General features: G+C 65.8%; 17 protein-coding genes and 1 pseudogene (1 of these 18 running past the window's edge). 11 read left to right on the forward strand and 7 right to left on the reverse strand.

All coding sequences use genetic code 11. The features are described 5' to 3' along the window. Together ACZ9C1_RS14640 and aptA are read right to left on the reverse strand one after the other, a co-directional pair. Positions 1-405, reverse strand: the start of a protein-coding gene (locus ACZ9C1_RS14640; protein WP_102684832.1) for a CoA-acylating methylmalonate-semialdehyde dehydrogenase. 1,089 nt of this gene lie to the left of the window's left edge; 405 of the gene's 1,494 nt are visible here — the first part of the coding sequence; its start codon is at positions 403-405; its stop codon lies off the left edge, out of view. Between the two features lie 71 nt (positions 406-476). Then, entirely contained in the window at positions 477-1,823 is a 1,347-nt protein-coding gene (gene aptA / locus ACZ9C1_RS14645) for an omega-aminotransferase AptA (protein WP_046854153.1), read from the reverse strand. A gap of 119 nt (positions 1,824-1,942) precedes the next feature. On the opposite strand from aptA, the gene ACZ9C1_RS14650 reads away from it, so the two are divergent. From ACZ9C1_RS14650 to ACZ9C1_RS14670, 5 genes are all read left to right on the forward strand, one after another. Next, a complete protein-coding gene (locus ACZ9C1_RS14650; protein ID WP_102684831.1) occupies positions 1,943-2,860 on the forward strand; it encodes a LysR family transcriptional regulator in 918 nt (305 codons plus the stop codon). 85 nt (positions 2,861-2,945) lie between these two features. After that, positions 2,946-3,608, forward strand: coding sequence for a TetR/AcrR family transcriptional regulator (locus tag ACZ9C1_RS14655; RefSeq protein WP_102684830.1), 663 nt, complete (start codon positions 2,946-2,948; stop codon positions 3,606-3,608). A 9-nt stretch (positions 3,609-3,617) separates the two neighbouring features. After that, positions 3,618-4,202, forward strand: a complete 585-nt coding sequence (locus tag ACZ9C1_RS14660) for an IMPACT family protein (RefSeq protein WP_111533378.1) — start codon at positions 3,618-3,620, stop codon at positions 4,200-4,202. A gap of 447 nt (positions 4,203-4,649) precedes the next feature. Next, positions 4,650-5,336 (forward strand): SDR family oxidoreductase, encoded by a 687-nt coding sequence (locus ACZ9C1_RS14665; protein WP_111533376.1) that lies wholly within the window; start codon positions 4,650-4,652, stop codon positions 5,334-5,336. 87 nt (positions 5,337-5,423) lie between these two features. After that, positions 5,424-6,374, forward strand: coding sequence for an adenosine deaminase (locus ACZ9C1_RS14670; RefSeq protein WP_139668457.1), 951 nt, complete (start codon positions 5,424-5,426; stop codon positions 6,372-6,374). Here ACZ9C1_RS14670 and ACZ9C1_RS14675 read toward each other — a convergent pair. The 3 genes from ACZ9C1_RS14675 to ACZ9C1_RS14685 all read right to left on the reverse strand — a co-directional run bounded on the left by ACZ9C1_RS14675 (position 6,371) and on the right by ACZ9C1_RS14685 (position 9,259). Next, entirely contained in the window at positions 6,371-7,081 is a 711-nt protein-coding gene (locus ACZ9C1_RS14675; protein ID WP_102684826.1) for an ArsR/SmtB family transcription factor, read from the reverse strand. The two genes, ACZ9C1_RS14670 and ACZ9C1_RS14675, sit on opposite strands and share 4 nt — an antisense overlap. Before the next feature lie 640 nt (positions 7,082-7,721). After that, the gene (locus ACZ9C1_RS14680) at positions 7,722-8,903 is read right to left on the reverse strand and encodes a multidrug effflux MFS transporter (RefSeq protein ID WP_139668455.1); all 1,182 of its coding nucleotides are present in this window, start codon (positions 8,901-8,903) and stop codon (positions 7,722-7,724) included. Positions 8,904-9,061: 158 nt separating this feature from the next. After that, positions 9,062-9,259, reverse strand: coding sequence for a heavy-metal-associated domain-containing protein (locus tag ACZ9C1_RS14685; RefSeq protein ID WP_023632213.1), 198 nt, complete (start codon positions 9,257-9,259; stop codon positions 9,062-9,064). Positions 9,260-9,405: 146 nt separating this feature from the next. On the opposite strand from ACZ9C1_RS14685, the gene ACZ9C1_RS14690 reads away from it, so the two are divergent. The 5 genes and pseudogenes from ACZ9C1_RS14690 (at position 9,406) to ACZ9C1_RS14710 (ending at position 14,791) form a co-directional block, all read left to right on the forward strand. Next, the gene (locus ACZ9C1_RS14690) at positions 9,406-9,792 is read left to right on the forward strand and encodes a hypothetical protein (protein ID WP_102690719.1); all 387 of its coding nucleotides are present in this window, start codon (positions 9,406-9,408) and stop codon (positions 9,790-9,792) included. Positions 9,793-9,846: 54 nt separating this feature from the next. Beyond that, positions 9,847-12,246, forward strand: a complete 2,400-nt coding sequence (locus ACZ9C1_RS14695; RefSeq protein WP_476254115.1) for a heavy metal translocating P-type ATPase — start codon at positions 9,847-9,849, stop codon at positions 12,244-12,246. After that, positions 12,243-12,647 carry a Cu(I)-responsive transcriptional regulator gene (gene cueR / locus ACZ9C1_RS14700; protein ID WP_023631307.1) on the forward strand — a complete coding sequence of 135 codons (405 nt, stop codon included), beginning with the start codon at positions 12,243-12,245 and terminating at the stop codon, positions 12,645-12,647. The genes ACZ9C1_RS14695 and cueR overlap by 4 nt, the downstream gene beginning before the upstream one ends. A gap of 353 nt (positions 12,648-13,000) precedes the next feature. Then, positions 13,001-13,933: pseudogene (locus ACZ9C1_RS14705) on the forward strand (HAMP domain-containing protein); the annotation flags it as partial. Positions 13,934-14,062: 129 nt separating this feature from the next. Beyond that, positions 14,063-14,791, forward strand: a complete 729-nt coding sequence (locus ACZ9C1_RS14710) for a methyl-accepting chemotaxis protein (protein WP_476254577.1) — start codon at positions 14,063-14,065, stop codon at positions 14,789-14,791. A gap of 66 nt (positions 14,792-14,857) precedes the next feature. Here ACZ9C1_RS14710 and ACZ9C1_RS14715 read toward each other — a convergent pair whose 3' ends face one another. Then, a complete protein-coding gene (locus ACZ9C1_RS14715) occupies positions 14,858-15,634 on the reverse strand; it encodes an AraC family transcriptional regulator (RefSeq protein WP_102684820.1) in 777 nt (258 codons plus the stop codon). Positions 15,635-15,693: 59 nt separating this feature from the next. After that, positions 15,694-16,971 carry an acetyl-CoA C-acetyltransferase gene (locus ACZ9C1_RS14720; RefSeq protein WP_046854143.1) on the reverse strand — a complete coding sequence of 426 codons (1,278 nt, stop codon included), beginning with the start codon at positions 16,969-16,971 and terminating at the stop codon, positions 15,694-15,696. Between the two features lie 115 nt (positions 16,972-17,086). Between ACZ9C1_RS14720 and ACZ9C1_RS14725 the strand changes: the two genes are divergently transcribed. Next, a complete protein-coding gene (locus tag ACZ9C1_RS14725; RefSeq protein WP_102684818.1) occupies positions 17,087-18,439 on the forward strand; it encodes a 3-oxoacyl-ACP reductase in 1,353 nt (450 codons plus the stop codon). Position 18,440: the final 1 nt, after the last annotated feature.

Below are 18,440 nucleotides of genomic sequence, written 5' to 3' on the forward strand. Positions count from 1 at the left end.
ATCGGACCAGGCGTCGATGTTCGGGCCGACGTTGCGGCTGTACTCACCCTTGAGCAGCTCCGGGGCGGCGCAGGCGAACTCGACGTTCTCGATGCCACGCTTGAGTTCGCCCGCAGCGTCCTCCACGGTCTTGCCGTGTTCCTCGCTGATCATCTGCGAGATTTTCGCTTCGTTCTGCTCAAGCAGCTGCTTGAAGCGGAACATCACCTGGGCGCGCTTGGCTGGCGGGGTATTGCGCCAGGCCGGGAAGGCGGCCTTGGCCGAATCGATGGCCTGCTGGATGGTGGCGCGGCTGGCCAGCTCGACCTTGCGCACGGCCTGGCCGGTCGACGGGTTGAAGACATCGGCGGTGCGCTCGCCCTTGCTGACCAGCTCGCCGTGGATCAGGTGCTGAACAATGCTCATGCATAACTCCAGATAAAGAAGGTAGAGACAGGCGCGTGGTACTCACACGCCCGACGTCAAAATCGGAAAAATCAGTCGACCTTGTTCAGGGCTTCGCCCACGGCGTCGAACAGACGGTCCAGCTCTTGTGGCTGGGTGTTGAAGGTCGGCCCAAATTGCAGGGTGTCGCCACCGAAGCGTACATAGAAGCCGGCTTGCCACAGCTTCATGGCCGCCTCGTACGGACGAACGATGGCATCGCCATCGCGCGCGGCGATCTGGATCGCGCCGGCCAGGCCGTAGTTGCGGATGTCGACGACGTTCTTGGTGCCCTTGACGCCGTGCAGCAGCTTCTCGAAGTGCGGCGCCAGCTCGGCGGCGGACTGCACCAGGTTTTCCTTCTGCAGCAGGTCCAGCGCGGCGATGCCGGCGGCGCAGGCGACAGGATGCGCCGAATAGGTGTAGCCGTGGGGGAATTCCACCGCGTACTCGGGCGTCGGCTGGTTCATGAAGGTCTGGTAGATCTCGCCGGTGGCGATCACCGCGCCCATCGGGATGGCGCCGTTGGTGACCTGCTTGGCGATGCACATCAGGTCCGGGGTCACGCCGAAGGCTTCAGCACCGGTCATGGCGCCCATGCGGCCGAAGCCGGTGATCACTTCGTCGAAGATCAGCAGGATGTTGTGCTGGCTGCAGATCTCGCGCAGGCGCTTGAGGTAGCCCTTCGGCGGCGGCAGCACACCGGCGGAACCAGCCAGCGGCTCGACGATCACCGCGGCGATGTTCGAGGCGTCATGCAGCTCGATCAGCTTGAGCATCTCGTCGGCCAGGGCGATACCGCCCTCTTCCGGCATGCCCTTGCTGAACACGTTGGCCGGCAGCACGGTGTGAGGCAGGTGGTCGACGTCCAGCAACTGACCGAACAGCTTGCGGTTGCCGTTGACGCCACCCAGGCTGGTGCCGGCGATGTTGACCCCGTGATAGCCACGGGCACGGCCGATGATCTTGGTCTTGGTGGCCTGGCCTTTCAGGCGCCAGTAGGCACGAACCATTTTCAGCGCGGTGTCGGCGCACTCGGAGCCGGAGTTGGTGAAGAACACGTGGTTCAGGTCGCCCGGCACCAGGTTGGCGATCTTCTCGGCCAGCTGGAACGACAGCGGATGGCCGAACTGGAAGGCCGGCGAGTAGTCGAGGGTGGCGACCTGGCGAGCCACTGCCTCGCTGATCTCCTTGCGGGTATGCCCGGCGCCGCAGGTCCACAGGCCCGACAGGGCGTCGAACACCTTGCGGCCCTTGTCGTCGACCAGGTAGTTGCCTTCGGCCGCCACGATCAGCCGCGGGTCGCGCTGGAAGTTGCGGTTGGCGGTGTACGGCATCCAGTGAGCGTCCAGCTTGAGCTGGCTGGCCAGGCCGGCTTGAGCGGATTCGGGCATGTTCATCGGGCAGTTCCTCGAAAGACGATTAGGCAACGATGGGTGTTGTTGCAGCTAAGTTGTCACGGCGATAAAGTTCGAAAAACCCAGCTTTTCTAACCTTCAGTCAGCGGATAACTAAACTAATGAGCCGACGCCCCGATCCCCTCGCCCAGGTCAGCGATTTTGACATTCGCCTATTGAAGATCTACCGCAGCGTGGTCGAGTGCGGCGGCTTTTCAGCGGCGGAAAACGTCCTGGGCATCGGCCGCTCGGCCATCAGCCAGCAGATGAACGACCTCGAGCAACGCCTGGGGCTGCGCCTGTGCCAACGCGGCCGGGCGGGTTTTTCGCTGACTGAGGAGGGGCGCGAGGTCTACCACTCGGCGCTGCAACTGCTCAGCGCCCTGGAGTCGTTCCGCACCGAGGTCAATGGCCTGCACCAGCACCTGCGCGGTGAGCTGAACATCGGCCTCACCGACAACCTGGTGACCCTGCCGCACATGCGCATCACCCACGCTCTGGCCGAACTCAAGGACCGCGGCCCCGATGTGCGCATCCAGATCCGCATGATCGCCCCCAGCCAGGTCGAGCAGGGCGTGCTCGACGGCAGCCTGCATGTGGGCGTGGTACCGCAGACCAGCCCGCTGTCGGGACTTGAATACCAACCGCTGTACAGTGAACGCTCGCTGCTCTACTGCGCGGTCGGCCACCCGCTGTTCTACGCCGACGACCTGCAGATCGATGACGATCGCCTCAACGCCCAGGACGCGATCGCCCCGACCTTCCGCCTGCCCGCCGACATCCAGGCGCACTACCAGGCCCTGCACTGCACCGCCAGCGCCTCGGACCGCGAAGGCATGGCCTTCCTGATCCTGACGGGCCGCTACATCGGCTACCTGCCCGACCACTACGCCAGCTTCTGGGTGCAGCAGGGGCGCCTGCGGGCGCTGAAACCTGCCCAGCGTTTCTATGACCTGGGCCTGAGCTGGGTGACGCGCAAGGGCCGGCGGCCGAACCTGGTGCTGGAAAGCTTCCTCGAGAGCCTGGCTGCGACACGCTGATGCCTGTCCCTGACGCTAATGCTTGTCACTTCGCCACAGGCAGGTAATCTGTCGGACATCCGTAACGACCCGCCCGGAATCGTCCATGACCCTAGAAGTCCCTGCGCATCGCTCCCCCACCTCGGGCAAGCCCGCCGGCCGCATCCGCCAGAAGAACGAACAGGCCATCATCCAGGCCGCCGAGGACGAGTTCGCCCGCCACGGCTACAAGGGCACGAGCATGAACACCATCGCGCTCAAGGCCGGGCTGCCCAAGGCCAACCTGCATTATTACTTCACCAACAAGCTGGGCCTGTACATCGCGGTGCTGAGCAACATCATCGAACTGTGGGACAGCACCTTCAACGCCCTGAGCGTGGAGGACGACCCGGCCGAGGCGCTCAGCCAGTACATCCGCACCAAGATGGAGTTCTCCCGGCGCAACCCGCAGGCCTCGCGGATCTTCGCCATGGAAGTGATCAGCGGCGGCGAGTGCCTGAGCGAGTACTTCAGCGCCGACTACCGCGAATGGTTCCGTGGCCGCGCCGCGGTGTTCCAGGCCTGGATGGACGCCGGCAAGATGGACCAGGTAGATCCGGTGCACCTGATCTTCCTGCTCTGGGGCAGCACCCAGCACTACGCCGACTTCGCCACCCAGATCTGCCAGGTCACCGGCCGCAGCCGCCTGACCAAGCAGGACATGGAAGACGCCAGCAACAATCTTATCCACATCATTCTCAAAGGCTGCGGCATCAGCACGCCTGCCTGACCCGGACTTATGCCTTCTACCCTGCTCGAGCTCTGCGAATTGCGCGAAGAAATCCGCAAGAGCCGCTTCATCACCCTCGCCGGCCCGATCGACAGCCCCGCCGAGGCCATGGCCTTCATCGAACGCCACAGCGACCTGGCGGCCACCCACAACTGCTGGGCCTGGAAGCTCGGCGCCCAGTACCGCAGCAGCGATGACGGCGAACCGGGCGGCACGGCCGGGCGACCGATCCTCGCCGCCATCGAAGCCCAGGACTGCGACCAGGTGGTGGTGTTGGTGATCCGCTGGTACGGCGGCATCCAGCTGGGCACCGGTGGACTGGCCCGGGCCTACGGCGGCGGCGCCAACAAATGCCTGCAGCAGGCACCCAAGCGTGTGCTGGTGCAGCGCAGCGCGTTCAGTTGCAGTTGCACCTTCAGCGAACTGGCGCTGCTCAAGCTGCGCCTGGCTGAGGTGGACGGCGTGGTGCTGGATGAGCAGTTCACCGCTAACGGCGTCGACCTGCGCATCGCCCTGGGTGAGATCCACCTCGCGTCACTGCAGCAGCAACTCGCCGACCTGAGCCGCGGGCGCATTCTGCTGGAAAGAGAGTGAACATTGCCCACAACTGCTGTGGGCCTGCCTGTGGATAAGCTTGGGGCAAGCTGATACAGGCCTTATGCGACAAGGCCTGCGAAGCATTGAGCATATTTTGATCACATTTGTGTGACACTGGCACAAGTGACTGAAAGACTGTGAGTTATCCCCAGCTTTCAATGTAAACCCGCCCCCAAACCACCATTTTCAGGCCCGCTGCGCTTGCACACAATTACTGTGGAGCGGCTTGTGGATAACCCGTGAACTACAGCGCCAGGCCCAGCCCCCACAGGCTTTCCAGGCAATCGATCGTTTTTTGATCAGCCTCCACAAGGCAAGCGCCAGGCACCTGGTTTATGCTCGTCACCCAGGCCTTTCCCGGTGGAGGGCAATCACCCCGTTGTCGCGCGGCGAGCGAAACTATGCACAACAGCGCTCGCCCAGCCTTTGATATGGAGTATCGCAATGACCGCAAACAAGAACGCCCTGATCATCGGCGCCTCCCGAGGCCTTGGCCTGGGGCTGGTGCAACGCCTGCAGGAAGACGGCTGGAATGTCGTCGCCACCGTGCGCGACCCGCAACAGCCAGGCGCTCTGCGCGAGGTTTCCGGTGTGCGTATCGAGCGCCTGGAGATGAACGACACCGCCCAGCTCGACGGGCTCAAGCAGCGCCTGCAGGGTGAAGTGTTCGACCTGGTGTTCGTCAACGCCGGCGTGATGGGCCCGCTGCCGCAGGACCTGGAAAGCGTGCAGGTACAGCAGATTGGCGAGCTGTTCATGACCAACGCCGTGGCGCCGATCCGCGTGGCCCGGCGCCTGGCCGAACTCATCCGCAAAGACAGCGGCGTGCTGGCGTTCATGAGCTCGATCCTGGGTAGCGTGACCATCCCCGACGGCGGTGAGATCTGCCTGTACAAGGCCAGCAAGGCCGCCCTCAACTCGATGATCAACAGCTTCGTGGTCGAGCTGCAGCGCCCCGACCTTGCCGTGCTGGCCATGCACCCGGGCTGGGTGAAGACCGACATGGGCGGCGAGAATGCCGAGATCGACGTGCTCACCAGCACCCGTGGCATGCTCGAGCAGATCAAGGCGCAGAGCGGCAACGGCGGCCTGCGCTTCATCAACTACAAGGGCGAGCCGCTCACCTGGTGATCCAGGGCCTTGCGGGCCTGGGTGGGCGCATTGCCCGGCCAGGCCCTGTAGAATGGCGGCCAACCGTACCTGATCGAGATTGCACACATGTATGACTGGCTGAACGCCTTGCCCAAGGCGGAACTGCACATGCACCTGGAGGGCTCGCTGGAGCCCGAACTGCTGTTCGCCCTGGCCGAGCGCAACAAGGTTGCGCTGCCCTGGGCCGATGTCGAAACCCTGCGCGGCGCCTATGCCTTCAACAACCTGCAGGAATTCCTCGACCTCTACTACCAGGGCGCTGGCGTCCTGCGTACCGAGCAGGATTTCTACGACCTGACCTGGGCTTACCTGCAACGCTGCAAGGCGCAGAACGTTATCCACACCGAGCCGTTCTTCGACCCCCAGACCCACACCGACCGGGGCATCCCGTTCGAGGTGGTGCTCAATGGCATCACCGGCGCACTCAAGGATGGCCGTGAACAGCTGGGCATCTCCAGTGGTTTGATCCTCAGCTTCCTGCGCCACCTGAGCGAGGACGAGGCGCAACAGACCCTCGACCAGGCCCTGCCCTTCCGTGAGGCGTTCGTCGCCGTAGGCCTGGACAGCTCGGAAAAAGGCCATCCGCCCAGCAAGTTCCAGCGCGTCTTCGACCGCGCCCGCAGCGAAGGCTTCCTGACCGTGGCCCATGCCGGCGAGGAAGGCCCGCCCGAATACATCTGGGAGGCACTCGACCTGCTCAAGATCCAGCGTATCGACCACGGCGTGCGCGCCATCGAGGACGAACGCCTGATGCAGCGCATCATCGACGAGCAGATCCCGCTGACTGTCTGCCCGCTGTCCAACACCAAGCTGTGCGTGTTCGACCACATGAGCCAGCACAATATCCTCGACATGCTCGAGCGTGGCGTGAAGGTCACGGTCAACTCCGATGACCCGGCCTACTTCGGCGGCTACGTCACCGAAAACTTCCATGCCCTGCACCAGCACCTGGGCATGACCCAGGACCAGGCGCGCCGCCTGGCGCAGAACAGCCTGGACGCACGCCTGGTGCGCTAACCGGCCTGGCGCGAGGGCAGGCAGGCGATCGCGTTGATCTGCTGCTGGCCGAGCGGTGTAAGGTGTACCGCCCGGCTGCCCTCCTGCTCACGCACCCAGCCCGACTGGGTGAACAACCTGAGCAACGCCTTGCCCAGGCAACCGCCCAGGTGCGGGCCCTGGTCGTTCCACTTGCTGCAGTGGCAGATCACGCAGCCACGCCGGTCGGCGGCGGCCAGTGCGTCGATGAACACCCCCAGCGCCTCCAGTTGCCCCTTGCCCTCCTGGCTCACGGCCAGTTGCTGTTCGCTGCCCTCCAACCAACCCGCTACATGCAGCCGATGCAGCAACGCGGCAGCCACCTCGCCGCCCAGATGGTCGCCGCACAGGCGCGCCTTGCGCATTGACAGGGGGATTTGCAGCGAGGTGCCCTGCCCCACGGCTGAGCGGCTGGCCAACTGGACGCTGGCAAGGGCCTCCACCGCGGTGCCGACTTCCGGCGTTGCCAGGCGGAAGAAGCGTTTGCGCCCACGCGCCTCCTGCCTGAGCAAGCCGGCACTGGACAGCAGCGACAGGTGCGCGCAGGCCGACGAAGTGCTCAGGCCGGTGATCACGGCAAGCTCGTCCGCCGCACGCGGGGTGCCATCGATCAACGCCCACAACATGGCGCTGCGCTTGGGTTCGGCCATCAGGCTGGCAACCTGACTGATGCTGCGGACTGCGGTCATGAAACTGAAGCTCCCTGATGTATCTCGTCTGGCGGCGACAACCGCTGACGCCCTGCCGCCTGTGCGGGCAAGCACGGGATTGTTCGTGTGCCGGATGGTCAGCGCCAGGCCAGGAAGGATCTCACGCTGGCATTGGGCGCCTGAGGCAGTATAAGCCGCTGGAGGGGGCTCGCCTTGAGGGGGGTATGCCCGGAATGGGTCGGCGTTGGTCCCCCGAGCACCGTTCTGAAAGATGCGTCTGTCAGTGCGCTACGCCGCAGACACGGCTGATGCCCCCGTTCTACTGTGGCTGCGCCAGGAACGTGGCTGATAGCGATTATCAAGAAGCTAGAAAAGTCCGATAGGCACGGTGAAAACTTCTGCCCTGCAAAACAGAAGGTCTCCCTACTTCAGGCCACCATGACCGTCAGTCAGGGGACTGATCCTGGCCATGGCGAGCGGCGGGGGCGGCGCTACACTAGTTCCGCTCCCGCTCACTGGAGGTGGATCGCGATGAAGATTGTCGTCAGTGCGTCGAACCGAAATCCCGCTTGCCCCTGGCAAGTCCAGCTCGATCAGCATGTGGTGAGTTTCCGCAACGAGGCCGAGGCGCGGTCATTCGTCGCCCTGCTCGAGGCGCGCCTGAACGCGCCCCACCCGCTCACGCAGGCCGGCTGGCCTGCAGCCGCCGGGTCAACATTGCGACACTGACCACCAGCGCGCCACACAGGCTGATCACCAGCGCCATGGGCACCGCGCTGCCATCGTGCAGCACCCCGACCAGCGCTGCCGCACCCGCGGCGACGCTGAACTGCAGGCAGCCCATCAGCGCCGAGGCGCTGCCTGCCCGCGTGCCCTGCCCGCTCATGGCGCAGGCCGAGGCGTTGGGGATGATGCAACCAAGGCTGGCGATGCATACGAACAACGGCACCAGCAACGGCCACAACTGCGCTGGGCGCAGCGCCGCGACCACCAGCAGCGCCAGCGCCGCCACCAGGTACAGCCACACTGCCCGCGCCAGCAGGAACGCCGGGCCACGCTTGGCCAGCAGACGCGCATTGACCTGGGCCATCAGGATGAAGCCTGCGGCGTTGGTGCCGAACAACCAGCCATAGTGCTCGGCGGGCACCCCGTACAACTTGATGAACACGAACGGTGAACCGGCGATGTAGGCGAACATCCCGGCAATGGCGATGCCGCCGGTCAACGCATGGCCGACAAACACCCGGTCACCGAACAGCCGCAGGTACTGGCGCAGCGCCCCCGACAAGGGCTGGCGCGGCACATGTGCCGGCAGGCTCTCCGGCAGTCCCAGGCCGACGGCCACCAGGCAGGCCGCGCTGAACAGGCTCAGGGCGAGGAAAATCGACTGCCAACCAGACACATTGACCAGCACGCCACCGAGCATCGGCGCGAGAATCGGTGCCAGGCCCATCACCAACATCAATTGCGAAAACACCTTGGCCGAGGCCACCGCGTCGCACTTGTCACTGACGATCGCCCGCGACAGCACCATGCCGGCGCAGCCACCCAGGGCCTGGACGAAGCGCGCCACGATCAAACTGTCGAGGTTGGGTGCATAGGCACAGGCCAGGGAGGCGATGGTGAACAAGCCAACCCCAAAAAGCAGCGGAATACGCCGGCCGAAACGGTCGGCCACTGGCCCGTAGGCGAGCTGGCCCAGGGACAGGCCGAGGAAATAGGCGGCCAGGGTCGTCTGCACATGCTTTTCGTCGGTGGCGAAGGCATGCGCCATGGCCGGGAAGGCTGGCAGATAGAAGTCGATCGCCAAAGGCCCGAACGCACTGAGGGCGCCGAGAATCAGCAAGGTTCGCAGGTTCATGGAGAATCCATAGCAGGCTAAGCAAGTCGGTTAGTCTACCTGCACTGGATCATTGGGCGTTGAAAACCTTTGTAATAATTGGCCTGCATTTCTGTAGACGCGGACTTGCCCGGGCAGCCCGCTTCTACAGAAATGCTTTAGCTGGACAATCCAGCCGTTCAGGCCACCTCGGCCTGATATCCCTCTTCACGAATCGCCGCCAGGATCTGATCCGCCGCCAGCGCACTGTCCACCCGCACCTGCTTCGCCGCCAGGTCCACTTCCACTCGCGCCGCGGCGTCCTGCTCCTGCACCGCACGGGTCACGCCTTTCACGCAATGGCCACAGGTCATGCCTTGTACATTGAACACTTGCATAGGGGTTGCCTCCTTGTGGGTTTTGTCCACTTTCAGCCTTGCCATCGGGGCAAGGTCAAGTTCCGCGTCAAACGGCCGGGCTGGAAATCCTTGCGCGGCTCGGCCAAGCTGCGCCTTTGACGATTTTGGCAAGCAGGAGATTCTTCATGATCAGGGCAGCAATGAGCCTAGTCGGACTGCTGGGCGCGCTGGCCGTGGTGCCACCGGCCAGCGCCGAAGGCAACTCGGACTACAGCGTGCTGATGATTTCCCGGGAACGCCTGGAAGTGGCCAGCAGTTGCGAGATCGGTATCTACCTCAACGATCAGTTGGCCGGCCGGCTGTTCCAGGAGCAATCGACCTCGTTCAACCTGCCACCGGGCCCTGTCGATGTACGCTTGCGCCTGCTCCCCGGACAGATGCCCGGCTGCGCCCCGGGTATCGAGGACCAGCGCAGCACGCGCCTGATGTTGCAGGCGGGCCAGATCAAGAAGTACCGCATCGCCACAGGGCACAAGGGCCTGGAATTGAGGCAAGCCAACCTGGGCTATTGACCTTGCCCGCATGGCAAGGTTGATGCTGAAGGCCTATCCACGGAGGAGAGAGCCATGCCCGCATCCACCACCTTCGACCTGCCGATCAGCGGCATGACCTGCGCCAGTTGCGCAGGTCGGGTCGAACGCGCCCTGCGCAAGGTCACCGGCACCGAACATGTCAGCGTCAACCTGGCCACCGAGCAGGCCCGTGTCCAGGCGCCGGCCGACAGCCTGCCGGCATTGGTCGGCGCGGTGCGCGACGCCGGTTACAGCGTCCCCACCCGTACCCTCGAACTGCAGATCGGCGGCATGACCTGCGCCAGCTGCGCCGGCCGTGTCGAGCGTGCTCTGGACAAGCTGCCAGGGGTCGAGCAGGTCAGCGTCAACCTGGCCAGCGAACGCGCCCACCTCGAAGTCCTGCAAGCCGTCGATGACGGTGTTTTGATCGCCGCAGTGGAAAAGGCCGGCTACAGCGCCAGCCTGCCGCGCACCGCCGACGATGACCAGGCCCAGGCCCAACGCCGCCTGCGCAACGAACGCCTGGCGGTCGGCGCCGCCCTGCTGCTGGCCCTGCCATTGGTACTGCCGATGCTGGCGCAACCCTTTGGGGTGCACTGGATGCTGCCGGCCTGGGCGCAGTTCCTGCTGGCCACGCCGGTGCAGTTCATCCTCGGCGCACGCTTCTATGTCGCTGCCTGGAAGGCCGTGCGCGCCGGTGCCGGCAACATGGACCTGCTGGTCGCCCTGGGCACCAGCGCCGGCTACGGCCTGAGCCTGTACCAATGGGCCAACGCCCACAGCGGCATGGAACCGCACCTGTATTTCGAAGCCTCGGCGGTGGTCATCGCCCTGGTGCTGCTGGGCAAGTACCTGGAAAGCCGTGCCAAGCGCCAGACCGCCAGTGCCATCCGGGCGCTGGAGGCGCTGCGCCCGGAACGGGCGGTGCGGGTCATCGAGGGGCGCGAGGAAGAGGTGGCGATCAGTCAGTTGCGCCTGGGCGACCGGGTGCTGGTCAAACCCGGCGAGCGCTTCCCGGTCGATGGTGAAGTGCTCGAAGGCAGCAGCCATGCCGATGAAGCGCTGATCAGCGGCGAAAGCCTGCCCGTGCCCAAGGCGCTTGGCGACTCGGTAACCGGTGGAGCCATCAACGGCGAAGGCCGGCTGCTGGTAAAAACCCAGGCCTTGGGCGCCGAGACCGTGCTCGCCCGCATCATCCGCCTGGTCGAGGACGCCCAGGCGGCCAAGGCGCCTATCCAGAAACTGGTCGACCGGGTCAGCCAGGTATTCGTGCCAGCAGTACTGGTGCTGGCGCTGATCACCCTGGTCGGCTGGTGGCTGGCCGGCGCGCCGCTGGAAACCGCCCTGATCAATGCCGTCGCCGTGCTGGTGATCGCCTGCCCATGCGCCCTCGGCCTGGCCACGCCCGCCGCGATCATGGCCGGCACCGGCGTCGCCGCCCGCCACGGCATCCTGATCAAGGACGCCGAAGCACTGGAGCGTGCCCATGCGGTGAACAGCGTGGTGTTCGACAAGACCGGCACGCTCACCTCGGGCAGCCCGCGCATCGTCCACAGCCGGGCCAGCAGCGGCGACAACGGCGAGTTGCTGCGCCTGGCCGGTGCCCTGCAACGCGGCAGCGAGCACCCATTGGCCAAGGCGGTACTCGACGCCTGCGCCGAGCAAGGCCTGCACGTGCCGCAGGTCGCTGCCAGCCAGTCGCTCACCGGTCGCGGCATCGCCGGCCAGGTAGATGGCCGTGAACTGGCCCTGGGCAACCGTCGCCTGCTCGACGAAAACGGACTGCCGCCGGGCGACCTGGCCAACAGTGCGCAGGCCTGGGAAGCCGAGGGCCGCACGCTGTCCTGGTTGATAGAGCGTGGCCAGCAGCCACGCGTGCTCGGCCTGTTCGCCTTCGGCGACAGCCTCAAGCCCGGCGCCGGCGCGGCCATCGACGCGCTGCATGCGCGTGGCATCAGCAGCCACCTGCTGACAGGCGACAACCGTGGCAGCGCCAAGGTGGTGGCCGACGCCTTGGGCATCGATGACGTGCATGCCGAAGTGCTGCCGGCGGACAAGGCAGCTACAGTCGCCGCGCTCAAACAGGAAGGCGTGGTGGCCATGGTCGGCGACGGCATCAACGACGCCCCGGCACTGGCCGCAGCCGATATCGGCATCGCCATGGGCGGCGGCACCGACGTGGCCATGCAGGCCGCCGGCATCACCCTGATGCGCGGTGATCCGCGCCTGGTGCCCGCGGCATTGGACATCAGCCGCAAGACCTATGCGAAGATCCGCCAGAACCTGTTCTGGGCCTTCATCTACAACCTGGTCGGCATCCCCCTGGCCGCCCTCGGTTACCTCAACCCGGTACTGGCCGGCGCCGCCATGGCCCTGTCCAGCGTCAGCGTGGTCAGCAACGCCCTGTGGCTGAAAACCTGGAAACCCACCGCCATCGACCAGGAGGCGCCATGAACATCGGCCAGGCCGCCCGCCGCAGCGGGCTCAGCGCCAAGATGATCCGTTACTACGAGTCCATCGGCCTGTTGCGCCCTGCCACGCGCAGCGAAAGCGGCTATCGCCTGTACCAGCAGGAAGACCTGCACAGCCTTGCGTTCATCAAGCGCTCGCGGGACCTGGGCTTCTCCCTGGACGAAGTCGCCAAGCTGCTGACCCTGTGGCAGGACCGCCAGCGCGCCAGCGCCGACGTGAAGGCCCTGGCCATGCAGCATATCGACGCGCTGAACCAGCGCATCGAGGAGTTGGTGAGCCTGCGCGACACCCTCGGTGAGCTGGTGGCCCACTGCCAGGGCGATGACCGCCCGGACTGCCCGATCCTCAAGGACCTGGCCAATGGCAGCGGCTGCTGTCACTGAGGGCATCGTCTGCGGGAGCGGCAGTATGCCGTTCCTGCGGACACCTTTTGGTATGCCATATTAGCCAGCCTCGACCGATATCCCCTTGAATAGCCTTTTCACCCAATAAATACGGGAGTTCGCCTACATAAAACCCAGGCTTTGCCGATGCACTGTTACAGCCTCGTGCAACGACAAGAACAACTCTGGGAGCGTGGATGAACATCAAGCAGAAACTCACCTGGGCCTTCGCCATCATCGCCGGCCTGCCCATCGTCCTGGTCGCCACCCTGGTGGTGCTCAACCTGCGCGGCGAAGCCCGCGACGATTTCCTCGACAACAGCAGCCGGGAGATTCGCCAGGTCGGCAACGCCATGGACATCTTCTTCCAGGGCATCACCCAGAACGTCGACTACCTCGCCGCACAACCCTTGGTGGCGGCCAGCGCTGACAACGTCAAGAAGCACATCAGTGCCGATGCCGCCAACATCGCCCCCGGCGAGCAGGACAAGGCGCTGTTCGACCTGTTCAGCCGCCTGGCCCAGAGCCACCCGGACTACGCCTATGTGTCCTACGGCCTGAAGGACGGCGGCTACGCGTTCTGGCCGGGCGATCCGAAAATGGCCAACTACGACCCGCGTACCCGCCCCTGGTACCAGGCGGCCATGGCCAACCCCGGCAAGACCCTGCGTACCGCACCCTACTACTGGGCCGGCGACGACGCCGTACTGGTCAGCACCGTGCGCGCCGTGGCCAACACGCTGGGCAACCCGGGCGGCGTGGTCAATATCGATGTGTCGCTCAAGGGCCTGACCGAGATCGTCAAGCAGATCAAACTGGGCGAGAGCGGCTACCTGATCCTCATGGAAAACAACGGCAACGTGATGGTCGACCCGCGCGACGCCAGCCACAACTTCAAGCAGCTCGCCAGCCTGGGCGACGGCTACGCCGAGCTGGCCAAGGCCGGCAAGGGCCTGGCCGAAGTACAGTTGAACGGCGAGCGCTACATGGCCAACGTCTACCCCGACGAGAAACTCGGCTGGACCTTCATCGGCCTGATCCAGCAAGACGAAGTGATGCAGACCACCACCCGCCTTACCTGGCTGATCGGCGTCGTCGCGTTGATCCTGGCCGCCGTGTTCGCCGTGGTGGGCGCGGCGTTCGCCAAGCTCATCGTGCGCCCGATCAACAGTGTCACCAGCGGCCTGGAGGACATCGCCCAGGGCGAAGGCGACCTGACCCGCAACCTGGAGATCCGCGGCCGCGACGAAACCGCCCAGCTGGCCAGCTGGTTCAACCAGTTCCTCGGCGCCATCCGCAGCCTGATCCAGCACATCGGTGGTGCGGCAAGCAAGATCCTCAGCACCTCCAACAGCTCGACCCGCGTCTCCGGCGACATGGCCGAAGCCGCCGGGCGCCAGCGCGAGGCGGTGGACATGGTTTCCACCGCCTTCCATGAGATGGTCGCCACCGCCAACGAAGTGGCCCGTTCCTGCAGCCAGGCCGCGCAATCGGCCGACAGTGGCCAGCAGCAGGCCCGCGAAGGGCAGCAGCAGATCGACGCGGCGGTACAGAGCGTCGATCGACTGAGCCAGGAAATCGAGCAGTCGGCGCAGTCGATCCAGCAACTGGAGCGTGACAGCAATGCCATCCAGTCGATCCTCGGCACCATCCGCTCGATCGCCGAACAGACCAACCTGCTGGCGCTCAACGCCGCCATCGAGGCTGCCCGCGCCGGTGAGCAGGGCCGCGGCTTTGCCGTGGTCGCCGACGAAGTCCGTGCCCTGGCCAAGCGCACTGCCGACTCCACCGCCGAGATCGACGGCCTGCTCGGCAACCTGGCCAGCCGCACCGCCCAGGTGGCCGAACAGATGCACGCCAGCATCGAGGTGTCGCAGCAGTCGGTCAGCCGCATCGGCCTGGCCCGCGACAGCTTCGGCCAGATCCGCGAATCGGTGGACATCATCCGCGACATGAACACCCAGATCGCCACCGCCGCCGAGGAGCAGCACCAGGTGGCCGAGGACATCAACCGCCACATCAGCCAGATCCATGGCGATGCCCAGTTGGTGGCGGAACTGGCCCAGGCGGCGCGCCAGGACTCCGAGAGCCTGGCCGGGCTGTCCAACGAGCTGGATGCGCTGGTGCGCAGGTTCAGGACCTGAGTCGCCGTCGGTGGGCACGCGCGCTCTTGTAGATGCGCGGTTGCCCACCGACCGGCCTTTTACCTGCTACAGGCGAAGCTCTCCCGGCGTCGCCCCGAACAATTGCTTGAACGCGGCAATGTAGGCCGAGGTCGAGTCATAACCGCAACCCAGCGCCGCCTGGGTGACGCTCTCCCCCGCTTCCAGCAGCGCCAGCGACGTCAGCAGGCGCATGCGCTGGCGCCAGTTGCGAAAGCTCAGCCCCGTCTCGCGCTGGAACAGGCGCATCAGGGTCTTTTCCGACACCCCCAGTTGCACGGCCCACTGCTGCAAGGTCTGCACCTGGTCGGGCGCGGCGATCAGCCTGTTGCACAACGCCAGCAAACCCGGATGGCGCGGCAACGGCAGCGAGAAGCCCACCTGCGGCAGAGTGCGCAGTTGGTCCAGCAACACCGCCACCAGCCGCGCCTCGGCACTGTCGCCTTGCGGATAGGCCACCGCGAAGGTGCAGAACTGCTTGATCAGCTCGCGCGCCAGCGGCGTGACCTCCAGCACCCGGCATTCGCTGGGTGACCATGGGCAGGCATCGCTGCGCACATACAGGCTGCGCATCTCGGCCTGCATCGAGGTCACCACCTCGTGCTCGGTGCCGGCCGGGATCCACACGCCCCATTGCGGCGGGGCGAAGTAGCTGCCGTCGCTGGTGTACACGCCAAGCACCCCGCTGATGGCGTAGGAGAACTGCACCCAGTCGTGGCGGTGGCGGGTGGTCCAGGAGCCGGCGCCGAGGCTCTCGGCGCGGGCGTAGAGCGGCCTGGGCAAGTGGTCCAGCGTGGGGATGGGGCGCGGGCCGATAGTCGACATGATGGGGCCTGGTGTCTCGGGACGGACAAGGGTATCAGCCATCGCAGTCAACGCCGAACCTATCGCTCGATGATCGCCGTCACCCCCTGTCCGCCCGCCGCGCAGATGGAGATCAGGCCGCGCCCCTTGCCCCGCTCGCTGAGCAGCTTGGCCATGTTCGCCAGAATCCGCCCGCCCGTCGCGGCGAACGGGTGCCCTGCAGCCAGCGAACTGCCCTTCACGTTCAGCCTGGTACGGTCAATCGCACCGAGCGGCGCATCGAGCCCCAGCCGTGTGCGGCAGTAGTCGGCATCTTCCCAGGCCTTGAGAGTGCACAGCACCTGGGCGGCAAAGGCTTCGTGGATTTCGTAGAAATCGAAGTCCTGCAAGGTCAGGCCGTTGCGTGCCAGCAGCCGTGGCACCGCGTACACCGGCGCCATCAGCAGGCCCTCCTGGCCATGGACGAAATCCACCGCCGCCGCCTCGCCGTCGACCAAGTAGGCCTGCACCTTGAGGCCATGTTCCTCAGCCCAGGCCTCGCTGCCGAGCAGCACCAGCGAGGCACCATCGGTCAGCGGCGTGGAGTTGCCCGGGGTGAGCGTGCCGAGGCCGCTGCGCTCGAACACCGGCTTGAGCTTGGCCAGCTGTTCCAGGGTGAGGTCGGCGCGCAGGTTGTTGTCGCGGGTCAAGCCCAGGTAAGGCGTGAGCAGGTCGTCGTGCCATCCCTCACGATAGGACGCCGCCAGATGCTGATGGCTGAGCAGCGCCAGCGCATCCTGGTCGCCACGCTCGATCTGCCAGGTCTGCGCCATGCGCTCGCAATGCTCGCCCATCGACAGCCCCGTGCGCGGCTCGCCGTTGCGCGGCAGCTCGGGTTTGAGCAGGCCCGGACGCAACTTGAGGAAAGGCTTGAGACGCTCGCCAAGGCTCTTGCCACGGTTGGCCTGCAGCAGGATCTGGCGCAGCCCTTCGCTCACGGCGATGGGGGCGTCCGAGGTAGTGTCGACGCCGCCGGCGATGCCACTGTCGATCTGCCCCAGGGCGATCTTGTTGGCCACCAGCAACGCCGCCTCCAGCCCGGTGCCGCAGGCCTGCTGGATATCGTAGGCCGGCGTCTGCGGCGACAAGCGCGAGCCGAGCACGCACTCGCGGGTCAGGTTCATGTCACGCGAGTGCTTGAGCACTGCCCCCGCCGCGACCTCGCCCAGGCGCAGCCCATGCAGGCGGTAACGCTCCACCAGGCCTTCGAGGGCGGCGGTGAGCATCGCCTGGTTGCTGGCCTTGGCGTAGGCGCCATTGGAGCGGGCGAAGGGAATCCGGTTGCCCCCCAGGATCGCGACCCGGCGAATTGACTGCATGCCTGTTCCTCCTGAAACAATTTGAGCCTTAAGACTAGGTTCTTTTCGGCTATTCGAACGACCCTGCCACAAAGTTGGTCCACACTTGCATGCTTGCCTTCAGGGAGAACCGTACATGAGCGACCGCTATCTGGGCTTTGCCAACTCCACCCTTGGCCGCAAACTCGTCGATGCCCTCGGCCTGCCGCGCCCGGTGCCGCTGGAGCGCTGGCAGGCCGGGCGCCTGCGCCCCATCGAGGGCGCGCTGGTGCTCGGTGGCGGCCCGCTGGCCAGCCAGGTCGCGGCAATCGCCCCACGCCTGACCGCCGATTGCTACGGCTTCGACGCCGAAGCGCTCGACGCCCCCGCCTGGGTCGCGGGCCTGGGGCCGAAAATCAAGGCCGTGGTGTTCGATGCCAGTCACTTGTCCGACAGCGATGCGCTCAAGCAGTTGCGCGAATTCTTCCAGCCCTTGCTGCGCAGCCTGGCCCCCAGTGCCCATGTGATGATCCTGGGGCGCGCCCCGGAAAGCCTGGACGATGCGCAAGCCAGTGTCGCCCAACGCGCCCTGGAGGGTTTCAGCCGTTCGCTGGCCAAGGAGTTGCGCAATGGCGCCACGGCAAACCTCTTGTATGTCGGTGACGGCGCCGAAGACCAGCTCGAAGGCGCGCTGCGCTTCTTCCTCTCGCCCAAGAGTGCGTTCGTTTCCGGGCAGGTCCTGCGCCTGTCGGCGTGCGCCACCCAGGTCGAAGACTGGACCCGCCCGCTGGCCGGCCGTCACGCCCTGGTCACCGGTGCCGCGCGCGGTATCGGCGCTGCCATCGCCGAAACCCTGGCCCGCGATGGCGCCGAAGTGACCTTGCTCGACGTGCCCCAGGCGCAGCGCGACCTCGACGCCCTCGCCGCGCGCCTGGGCGGCCGTGCCCTGGCCCTGGACATCTGCGCCGCCGATGCCGCCGCGCAGTTGCTCGAAGCCTTGCCGCAAGGCCTGGACATCGTGGTGCACAACGCCGGCATCACCCGCGACAAGACCCTTGCCAACATGACCCCGGAATACTGGGACGCGGTGCTGGCCGTCAACCTCAAGGCCCCGCAGGTGCTGACCCAGGCGCTGTTCGAGGGAGGCAAGCTGCAGCGCGACGCCCGTATCACCCTGCTCGCCTCGGTCAGCGGCATCGCCGGCAACCGCGGCCAGTCCAACTACGCGGCCAGCAAGGCCGGGCTGATCGGTTTCGCCCAGGCCTGGGCACCGCGCCTGGCCGAACAAGGTGCCAGCATCAACGCGGTGGCACCGGGCTTTATCGAGACGCACATGACCGCGGCCATGCCCATGGGCCTGCGCGAGGCCGGCCGGCGCCTGAGTTCACTCGGCCAGGGCGGCTTGCCGCAGGATGTCGCCGAGGCCATCGCCTGGCTCAGCCAGCCAGGTTCCGGCGCGGTCAACGGCCAGGCCCTGCGGGTCTGCGGCCAGGCCTTGATGGGAGCCTGAC

This window comes from Pseudomonas sp. TE21435 (genome assembly GCF_056279265.1).